A 10,184-nucleotide genomic window follows, 5' to 3' on the forward strand; every position below is an offset into this window, starting at 1 on the left:
ACTTGTATATCTTAACAAACTCAAAGAAGTTTGTCAAGCTCTTTTTTTATTTTTTGTCTTGTGGATAGAGACGTTTGGTTATTTTGTGTATCTCCATCTGACAACTATTGTATTCTACCATCTGTTGCTGCGTCTGTCAAGTTTTATTTTTACTTTAAAATCATCTGACAGCAAAAGGCACACAAAACAACCCCTCTAAAGGGATTCTATTTTGTTTTCTTTCCGCACGCTCGTATCAGCTGGTTCTTTTATATTACCATTAAATCCAATAAAAGTCAACAAAATATGTATGGATTATGTAAAAATCCTTACTGGTAAAGGCCCCTACGTTGCAGTGTGAACCTTAACAATGCCGCCTGCAATATATTCCTCAATTTCTTCGTCCGTATATCCATATTCCCGTAAAATTTCCCGGCTATGTTCTCCCAGAAGAGGTGCCGGGGAAGCTTGTTTCCTTGCTTCTTCAAAGGCAACGGGTGTATTAGGCAGTATAGCAGACCGGCCATTATCAAAATGGCGTTCATATAAATTCCCATTAGCCCAGGCCTGCTGATTTTCCGTTATATCACGGAAATGCCCGATATTATCGTAGACGATGTCTGCAGCAGCTAACAATGGTCCCCAGTCTGCCCGCGGTCTTTTCAAGAAAGCCTGCTGTACCAGATTGACAAATTCGCCAGAATGACCCTGCACCGCTCCAAAGGTATTAAACCGTTCATCATCAATCAGCCCATCCAGTCCGAGGATATGACATAGCGACGGATAGTACCGTTCATAATCCATGATACACAATTCCAGCCATTCACCATCAGCACATTCATAAGGAATACATACGGGGCTTGGCTGTTCGCTCCGCATTCTTGGATAGACATTACCATATACCTTCTGCGCTGCAACAGCGGGAACTCCCATGAGCCAGGAAGCCGTACCCAGCAAAGAAATTTCGACTTTATCTCCTCTGCCTGTCCGCGATTGTTTATACAACGCAGCGCACAATCCTCCTGCCATAATCGATCCGGTCGTCATATCACCAAAAGCATGAAATGGCGTAAGAGGCGCATTACCCGGCTGTCCATAATCCTGCATAAGCCCGCTCCGGGCCCAGAAAGCCGCAATGTCAAACCCCGGTCTTTCCGCTTCCGGTCCCTTATTGCCATACCCGCTCAGATGTCCCCATATGAGGCGGGGATATGTCTGGTGCAGTACGTCCCAGGTAAGGGACATAGCGTGCAGAGCTGCCATCCGGTAATTGGTCATAAACACATCCGCATCAGCCAGGAGACGATGCAAAATCTCCATTCCTTTTTCCGTACGGAGATTCAGAGAAATGCTCCGCTTGTTGCTATTATTGACATCCCAGCAGGGATTTTCCTCCTCCGTACAGGGAACCTGGGCAATTTCACCATATTGCCGCCACGAATCTCCTTTCAACGACTCTACTTTAATGACATCGGCTCCCCAATCTGCCAGTATCCGTGCCGCAGCAGGCACGGCAGCATAGGTCGATAAGTCAATTATTTTTACACCTGTCAATGGCAGCTGTTCATCCATAAAACATCCCGTCCCTTATAAAAGGCGGGCAGTCTACTGTCTGAGACAACGACTGCCCAGCATACGACATAATTATTTTTTACTCTTTAAGCCCATGTATACCTTCTCTGCCGTAATCGGCAATTCCGTAAACCGCAACCCCGTTGCCTGATACACGGCCTCTGCAATAGCCGGTGCCGGCGTGTTAATGACAATTTCACCAATGGATTTAGCTCCGAACGGACCATTTGGCTCGTAACTGGGTGCAAATTCTACGCGGATACTGCCTATATCCATACGACCGGGAATCCGGTATTGCATAAATGAATTATTCTGAATTCTGCCATTTGAGTCAAATTGGACATTTTCCATCAGTGTCATGCCAATTCCCTGCACCAGGCCGCCTTCTGTCTGCACTCTGGCCAGGGCAGGATTGATGACGGTCCCACAATCGACAACAGCCGCGTAATCCACCAGATCGATATGTCCTGTTTCCGGATCGACATCGACAACTGCGACAGCTGCCATAAACGGTGGCGGAGACGTAGGAGAATAGTGAGTTTCCGTAGCTTCCAGGGCAATATCATTGGTAATCATAGCCGCATTTCCCAGTTCCTGCCGCGTCACCTTGCGGCCACTGGCTGGATCCACCACAGCATCTCCGGTAAATTCCAGTTCCGAAGCATCAGCGTGCTCCAGCATACGGGCCGCTTTTTCCTTCATCTTTTCTATCAGCGACCGGCATGTCTTTACCACGGCCATCCCTGTCAGATAGGTCGTCGAGGATGCATAGGAACCACTATCATATGGCGACGTATCCGTATCCACGCCGCGGGTGACAATTTCATCAACAGAACAATCCAGACATTCTGCTGCAATCTGCGCCAAGATGGTATCACAACCCGTCCCCATGTCCGTGGCTCCGATAGATAAGGTATAAAATCCATCATCATTCACTTTTATCGTCGCCGAAGCTACATCCACGTTGGAAATACTTGATCCCTGCATAGCCAGGGCCAGGCCGGCTGCACGGATTTTGCCATTTGGGAGCACCTGGCGTGGGTATACATGTTCCCAGTCAATCATTGACTGCACCCGTTTCAGACATTCTCCCAGATTGCAGCTCAGCGCCGTTTCGTTAAAATACGCCGGCATCGTCTCGCCCTGCTGTACGATGTTCTGAAGTCTCAGTGCTCCCGGGTCCATGTGCAGTGTGTCTGCTAATTCATTCACAGCCGATTCCAGGGCAAAAATCCCCTGGGTAGCACCGTAACCACGATAGGCTCCGGCAGCAATCGTATTGGTATACACAGCGGTATACCGAAAACGGAACGCAGAAAAACGATTATACAAAGGGATAGATTTATGCCCCGACAGGGTAACCGTCGTCGGGCTGTGATCCCCATATGCTCCGCCATTCCAGAGTGATTCGACAGAAATGACCTGAATCATGCCATCGCGGGAAGCTCCCAATCGTACATGGACATCGGCTTCGTGCCGTGGAGAAGATACTGTCATCGCTTCTTCCCGCGTATAGACCATATACGCCCGTTTTCCCGTACGCAGCGTAATCAGAGCGGGATAACATTCCATGACGACTGTCTGCTTGGCGCCAAATCCTCCTCCGATCCGTGGCTTGATGACCCGGATTTTCGATTTAGGAATTTCCAGTGCCGTCGCGACAATGCGCCGTACATGGAACGGGACCTGTGTCGAACTGACAATGACCAGACGTCCAAATTCATCCAGGTATGTATACGCCCGGAACGTTTCCATCATAGACTGCTGTACTTGTTTCGTATGGTATGTCCGGTCAATCACCACATCGGCCTTCTGGAACGCAGCATCGACATCGCCCCAATCTTCTTCTGCCTGGGCAATAATATTCCGTTTATTATCACCACCAACGGGGACGCGGGGGTTCCAGTCCTCTTCGGGATGTACAATAATAGGATTATCTACAGCCTGATGGAAATCCAGGAGAGGTTCCTGTACGTCATATTCCACCTTGATCATGCGCATAGCCTTATCTACACATGCCGCATCACGGCCGGCTACGAGAGCCACCGGGTCTCCGACATAGCGGATCTGTGTATCCAGAATAAGCCGGTCATAGGGACTCAGCTCCGGATAGGTCTGACCAGCAATAGTAAACCGCGTCTTGGGGACATCTTCTGCTGTCAGGACACATTCAATCCCGGGAACAGCCAAAGCCGCTTTGGTATCAACATGGCGTACGACGGCTCTTGCATGGGGGCTGCGCAGGGCTTTGACGATAAGACAGCCTTCCGGTGCCAGATCCTCCGTGTAAGCCGGCTTACCTGTCACCAGCTGCAAGGCATCTTTTTTCATAACTACCCGGTTGATTTCTCTCATAAACGCATCCCCTTTCCCTTTTCCGTCAGATATTGCTTCAGGACCCGCATATGACTGACATACCCCGTACACCGGCAGAGATTGCCTGCCAGATATTCTTTGATTTCTTCTTCTGTCGGATTACCCAGTTCTCTGACCATAGCCAGCACATTCATGACAAAACCAGGATTACAGAACCCACACTGGTCGCTGCCTTCCTGTCCCATATATCGGGCAAATTTCTGTGCCTCACCCTGCAATCCTTCCAACGTCGTGACATGCTTTCCGTCAATGCGGGCAGCCAGAACGGCACAGGATAATACTGGTTTTTCCTCCAGCCATACCGTACACAATCCGCAGGCTGTCGTTTCACAACCGCACTTTACACTGTAACATCCTTTTTTACGCAATAAATCATACAGCATCTGCCCCGGTGCGATCTCATCGTTTTCTACCTTGCCATTGAGCCAGTACTGAATTTTCATTTCCGTCCCTCCCCTGCCGTCTGTAAGAATAACCGCCTGCACAGGACCGTTGCCATATCATGCCGGTATACCCGGCTGGCCCTCATATTATCCTCAAAGGACAGTGAGTCAGCAACTTCCTTGGCTGCCCGGTCCGCGTCATCGGGAGTCATCCCCGTACCAGCCGGCAGACATCGTACCTGCGCTCGCATGGGCCGTGCACCTACACTGCAGGACACGCCATCTGCCGTACGAGATACGGCACAGGCCAGGACAGGAAAATCTGTCGCGTTCAGCCGCAACGAAGCATATGCCGTCTGCCGTTTCTTTTTGGGGAGATATACTCCCTTTAAAATATCCGTGTCCGCTTTTTGTTCCGCAAAAACAGACAGAGGGACCCGGCCGCCTTTATATAAATCTACTTCTGCATCCAGAGCCAGAAATAACGTCAGTACATCAGAAAAACCGAACCGGCCCCAGATACTGCCACCCACCGTCGCCAGATTACGGAACTGTGTCCCCACAATATGCCGTAACGATTCTTTCATGGCCCCCTGAGTAAAGACTTCCAGAGAATCCGACGTTTCCAGCTGGCGCAGCGGTACCATTGCGCCGATATAGAATGCCTCTTCGGTCTCGTGGATTTCATCCAGTCCCAGTCCGGTCAGATCAATAGCCGTTGCCAGCGTACGCCTTGGTGACATACGCAGCCAGCAGCAGCCGCCGAGGATAACAGCTGACCGTTTCTGATTCAGCTGCCAGGCCTCCTCCAAACTTTTTGCTTTAATATAATGAACAATATTCATACCTTTCCTCCTGTTCGTTCCATGCAGCTTCCGGGACTGCATGCGTTTTCTATCACGGTCCCAAACGGTATATTTTGAAAACAGACAGGTTGAATTTCCCCTGCCACATAGTTGCAATGCGTAAAATTAATGGTATAATAAAAATGTCTTCAGGGCAGGGTGTAATTCCCGACCGGCGGTATAGTCCGCTAGCGCTCCGGCGCATGATTTGGTGCAATTCCAAAACCGACCGTATAGTCTGGATGGAAGAAGGCAATCTCAGGCTGCGTCTGCAGTCTGTCTGATGCTGTGCCTGCATGCCCTGACCAGATGGTCAGGGTTATTTTTTTGCTGAAGACAATCCCAAATACCCTTATACGGAGGCATGCATTATGACAATCAAACGAACGTACAACACTATCGACGAAGCGCTGGACGCTTTGCGCCAGGGCCGGATCATCATCGCTACTGACGATCCGGACAGAGAAAATGAAGGAGACTTTATATGCGCCGCCCAGTACTGCACAACAGAAAACATGAACTTCATGGCAACACATGGCAAAGGCCTTATCTGCCTTCCCATCAGTTCTTACTTTGCAGAAAAACTCTCACTGCCACCCATGGTAGCTCAGAATACAGACAACCATGAAACAGCATTTACCGTATCCATAGACCACGTAGAAACGACAACAGGCATTTCCGCAGTAGAACGGGCCTACACGGCACGGATGTTGACAGATGATGCTTCCCGTCCGGCGGATTTCCGTCGTCCTGGTCATATGTTTCCCCTCATCGCCAAAGAAGGCGGCCTCTTTACCCGCGGCGGACATACCGAGGCTACGGTAGATCTCATGCGTCTTGCCGGCCTGAAAGAAGCTGGATTATGCTGCGAAATCATGGCCGAAGACGGTACCATGATGCGTACGCCTCAATTATGGCATCTGGCAGATATGTATCATCTTCCCTTCATTACGCTGAAGGATATCAAAGACTATATGAGCCGTCAGGCAAACAAATCCTGATGATCTTTTACAAAGGAAACAGCCCAGTGAGGTGTAATTTCCAGCGTATCATCTGGCGGCAGAGCACCTGCCAGATCCCGTCCCAGTGCCTGATAGGTCTGGCGCATGGAATCATTAAACGGGAGCATGCCTGATTTCTGCAGTTCCGGATCGGCAAAATGAAACGCATCACCAGATTCGCCGTGAGTGAATTCAATCAGGCCGGCATGAATCGGGCTGGCCTGAGCTGCCAGGAATGATTGAACCATTACTTTCATGATTTCTATCAGCCTGTCATCATATCCTGCATCAAAAATAGCCAGTTTTTCCAATAACTGCGTACGCTGGCGTATGAGACGATAACGGAACGCCTTCATGAATTCATATTCCGGTTTTTGCAGTGACTGATGCATGTCTGTCACATCCCCACCGCCAGGAGCGTAATAAATGACCAGACGCAAATCGCTCTGAATATACAAAAAATCATAATCGAGATACGTTTCATGTCCGCATTTAGGACATTGAAAGCGAAAGAGAGACAAATCCCGTACTTTTTCCCGAAGTCCGGGATTTTTGTCTATCTGTATGCGATCCCAGATTTTAAACCGGCTCTTCTTTCCACAGGAAGGACATTCCAGATTGCGGTTATAATGATCCGCACGTTTCACAGGTTCCATGACATAAGCTCCTATTAATTAAAATAACTACAATTCCATTATAGGCCAGAGCCTTTTCATTGTCTATGAATAATATAATGAAAGGGGTTCTCCCACTCTTTATTCTCATTGGTTCTACCAAGTAAGACGACGCTGTTACTGCGTAAAATAACGGTAAAGCTCTTCTGTCTGTTCTGATACAGGCATACATAGTTCCCGATTCAAAACCTGGCAACACCGCCGATACCATTGCTTTACCATCGCAATATCTTTCTGAATACCATAACTGATCAGTAAAATGCGATATGCTTCTTCCCAGCAGGGATCGATTGCCAATATCCACTCTGCCCATATTATGGATTGTCGATACTTCTTCTGATTCACGTAGGAATTGGCCAGCTCTGTTCCTCCATTAAGGGCCAGTAATTTCAGCCGGTCTCTCTTCTGCAACAGTGGCTCATTCAGGACTTCCCCACACAGATAGTCGCCCTTATACAGTGCAAGCCCTTTTTGAAGCAGAGCCTGCCCTTCAGCCGTATGATGCGCCAAAAGCACTCTGCCACGTGTTACAGATTGTTCGAAATCGCGAACATCAAGATAGCACTCTTCGGATGTTGAAAATTGCAAACTGGTACGTTCTTTATGGATGAAAGTTCCTGATGTCCTGGGCATTCTTTCCGGGTCCAGAATGTTAAGGAGACAATTCAAGGTTACTTTGAAATTATTACGACTAGTCCGGCTATCTGCGTCAGGCCACAGCAAAGTCATGAGCGACTCCCTGTTCATAGGCTGATCATAAAAGGAAATCAGTAGTAAAAAAAGCATCTTAGCCGCTTTACGCGTCCAATCCTCCGATAAAATCTGCCGGCCCCGGGACGTAATGGCTAAGCCTCCAAATGTAGTAACGACAGAATTGACAGACTCCTCATTTTCCATCACAGATTGCAGGGCTTGATAATATTGCCGGAGCGTCTCGCAGGTCACGGGACCCAGATTCCCCAAAATAGATGGTTTCTCTAACAAAAATTCATATGAATATCTGTGGCTATATTGTAAAAACTGCTGATATGATTGCAAAAATAATTTTGGGAGTCCCAGTTGCTGATAGCAATGGCTAAAATACAAGAAGCAGGCCGTCTGACCCAGTGTATCTCTGCATTTTTGATATAGCGATAACGCTTTTTTCAAATAAGGCAGCCCTTCTCTTGCCTGATTGCAAAAGACGGCTCCCATCCCCAGTGTCAGATACAAAATAGCAGCAAACCAGGCATCTTTCCCCTTCTGCGTAATAGACAAGGCATGCTGTCCGATTCGTTCCGCTTCCAGCCACTTGCCATCCAGTGCTGCCATCAGACTCTGTCCCCAATATATTTCCGTTTTACTCCGTTCAATGGACAGGGTATCAGCCAGTGCCAATGCTTTTTCATATTTCTGTCGGCAAATTTCTTTATTATGACGATAGTCAAGCAATAACGCATGCCCCATACGGACATAGCCAATCACAGCAATGAACTGGGAATGAATAGCCTGCGCATACTGAATGCCTTTATTGGCATACTGCAGTGCCTGATCCATATCTCCCTGAATAGAATAACACAATGATAAAATCAGTGAGCTGTCCCGGAAAGACAAGGGCATGCGATCAAAGCGGTCCAGATTTTCTTTTTGCAGAAGCTGGCAGACATTCCTGATTTTCCCTGTTCGCAACCATATACGAGCCTGTAAATTATTTCTGTCGCCATGATCAAAAGGAACAACTCTATGCCGCAAAGCCAGATATCGCTCTGCTTGGCGTGAATTTCCATGGTTAATCATGTTTTCACTCATGAGATACAAGAGTTCTCCTTTTTTCTCTTCCTGTCCTTCTGGCAAAGCTTTATAAGCCTGATGCAGATATCGCAAAGCTTCGACAGGTTGAATAATATCCAGATAAATTTCTCCCAAACCACGATAGCTTTCACTTTCTCCTACAGCGTCCTTCTCAGCAGCAAACAAATAGCCTGATTGCTGATACCAGTAGACAGCCTTCTCATACTCGCCAGCCAATCGTGCCATATCACCGAGTGAAATAAATATCCGGGGATTCTTCCGGTATGAAACAGGAACTTTCTGGATATAATGTTGAAATAGTCTTTGCCGGCCTGATACTATCCAATGCCGCCCTACCTGGGAAAGGATATCCGATGCTCTTTTCCAATCCTGACAGAGGCTGCAAAAATGTAATGCCCATTCATAATTATTTTTTTTCAAATAGTATTGAATGAACGCCTGATATAGCTCTTGTTTATCTGACAACTCCTCTTCCGCTTTCTGCTGTAAAAAATCGCGGAACAGAGAATGATATTGATATACTCCATGTGCAGATTGTCTGGCAAGAAGTCCTTTTTGAGAAATAACGTGCAACATCTTCAGTTCTGAACCAGACCGTATAATATTCTGGCAGAAATCCAGATCAAAATACTCTACCAGAGATGTTTTAAGCATAAAATCCTGTAATTCCACTGACTGCCGGTTAAAAAAATCATAACTCAGATATTCAAAAAAACGCTGCAGATTCAGTGACTTTTTTTGCAAATACGTTTCATATTGTCCGGCATCTTCACGCCATTGTGCTGCCAGCATCTTAATGACGATAGCCCATCCTTCCGTTTTTTTTAATATAACCTGAATATCTTTATCATCCAGATGCGTCAATTGCGCTTTTTGGAATAATGTTTCTATTTCATCTGGAGAAAATAATAAATCCGTCGGAAACAGGTCTTTTGCCTTTCCACGCAGTCTCATCCGTTCCAAAACCGGCAGATTGACATATTCCCGTGAAAGCAGCATGATGTGCAGCGAATCCGGTAAATTAGCCAGCAGCCGATCAAAAAAAGTTACTACACCGGCATCATGAATATATTGCCAGTCATCAATTACCAGATATACAGGTGTATTCCTGTCTGACAGGTATTCAATCCGGATAAAAATAAAAACAGTACAAACCTCCAGTCAATCTTTTTTTCTGTTGCCAGCCGTTGGCAAAACCATTCGCTAAGTCCAGGATAGAACATATCCAGACTTCCCGCCAGATAAATAGCAAAAATATACAAGGTATCATCTTCTGGTCCCAGACAATACCAGCAGGGAGTTTCCGGTTTTCCCCTCCAATACTGTATCATAGCCGTTGTCTTCCCATATCCGGCTCCTGCAGTAATGACTGTCACCGGGCATGATTTTATGGCATCTAGTTTTTGATTGAATCGGGGCCGCGGAATGATGATATCATCCACGGCAGGTATAGAAATCTTTGTTGGCAGTAATTTTCTCATAAGCACCGACCCCTGACAATACGTTTCTTAGTAGTATTATATCAGATTGGGAAAGACAATGAAGCACCGTTATACAAAACCA

General features: G+C 47.1%; 7 protein-coding genes, 1 pseudogene and 1 riboswitch. Of the genes and pseudogenes, 1 reads left to right on the top strand and 7 read right to left on the bottom strand.

Translation table 11 applies throughout. The features are described from left to right. Nucleotides 1–324: 324 nt before the first annotated feature. The 4 genes from DW949_RS13125 to DW949_RS13140 all read right to left on the bottom strand — a co-directional run bounded on the left by DW949_RS13125 (nucleotide 325) and on the right by DW949_RS13140 (nucleotide 5,155). A complete protein-coding gene (locus DW949_RS13125) occupies nucleotides 325–1,551 on the bottom strand; it encodes a CaiB/BaiF CoA-transferase family protein (protein WP_118023630.1) in 1,227 nt (408 codons plus the stop codon). A gap of 72 nt (nucleotides 1,552–1,623) precedes the next feature. Then, nucleotides 1,624–3,906 carry a xanthine dehydrogenase family protein molybdopterin-binding subunit gene (locus DW949_RS13130; RefSeq protein ID WP_118023631.1) on the bottom strand — a complete coding sequence of 761 codons (2,283 nt, stop codon included), beginning with the start codon at nucleotides 3,904–3,906 and terminating at the stop codon, nucleotides 1,624–1,626. Then, on the bottom strand, nucleotides 3,903–4,370 hold the full coding sequence (locus DW949_RS13135) for a (2Fe-2S)-binding protein (RefSeq protein ID WP_118023632.1): 468 nt from the start codon (nucleotides 4,368–4,370) through the stop codon (nucleotides 3,903–3,905). The genes DW949_RS13130 and DW949_RS13135 overlap by 4 nt, the downstream gene beginning before the upstream one ends. Then, a complete protein-coding gene (locus DW949_RS13140; RefSeq protein WP_118023633.1) occupies nucleotides 4,367–5,155 on the bottom strand; it encodes a xanthine dehydrogenase family protein subunit M in 789 nt (262 codons plus the stop codon). Before DW949_RS13140 ends, DW949_RS13135 begins: the two co-directional genes overlap by 4 nt. Before the next feature lie 141 nt (nucleotides 5,156–5,296). After that, nucleotides 5,297–5,413, top strand: a riboswitch (FMN riboswitch). Between the two features lie 113 nt (nucleotides 5,414–5,526). On the opposite strand from DW949_RS13140, the pseudogene ribB reads away from it, so the two are divergent. After that, nucleotides 5,527–6,132 (top strand): annotated as a pseudogene (ribB, locus tag DW949_RS13145) (3,4-dihydroxy-2-butanone-4-phosphate synthase); the annotation flags it as partial. 5 nt (nucleotides 6,133–6,137) lie between these two features. On the opposite strand, the gene DW949_RS13150 reads toward ribB, so the two are convergent. From DW949_RS13150 to DW949_RS13160, 3 genes are all read right to left on the bottom strand, one after another. Further along, the gene (locus tag DW949_RS13150; RefSeq protein WP_118023635.1) at nucleotides 6,138–6,812 is read right to left on the bottom strand and encodes a CpXC domain-containing protein; all 675 of its coding nucleotides are present in this window, start codon (nucleotides 6,810–6,812) and stop codon (nucleotides 6,138–6,140) included. A gap of 135 nt (nucleotides 6,813–6,947) precedes the next feature. After that, nucleotides 6,948–9,620, bottom strand: coding sequence for a BTAD domain-containing putative transcriptional regulator (locus tag DW949_RS13155; RefSeq protein WP_118023636.1), 2,673 nt, complete (start codon nucleotides 9,618–9,620; stop codon nucleotides 6,948–6,950). Between the two features lie 86 nt (nucleotides 9,621–9,706). Further along, nucleotides 9,707–10,102, bottom strand: coding sequence for a hypothetical protein (locus DW949_RS13160; RefSeq protein WP_118023637.1), 396 nt, complete (start codon nucleotides 10,100–10,102; stop codon nucleotides 9,707–9,709). Between the last annotated feature and the right edge of the window lie 82 nt (nucleotides 10,103–10,184).

It is taken from the genome of Megasphaera sp. AM44-1BH (assembly GCF_003467125.1).
Taxonomy (GTDB): Bacteria; Bacillota; Negativicutes; order Veillonellales; family Megasphaeraceae; genus Megasphaera.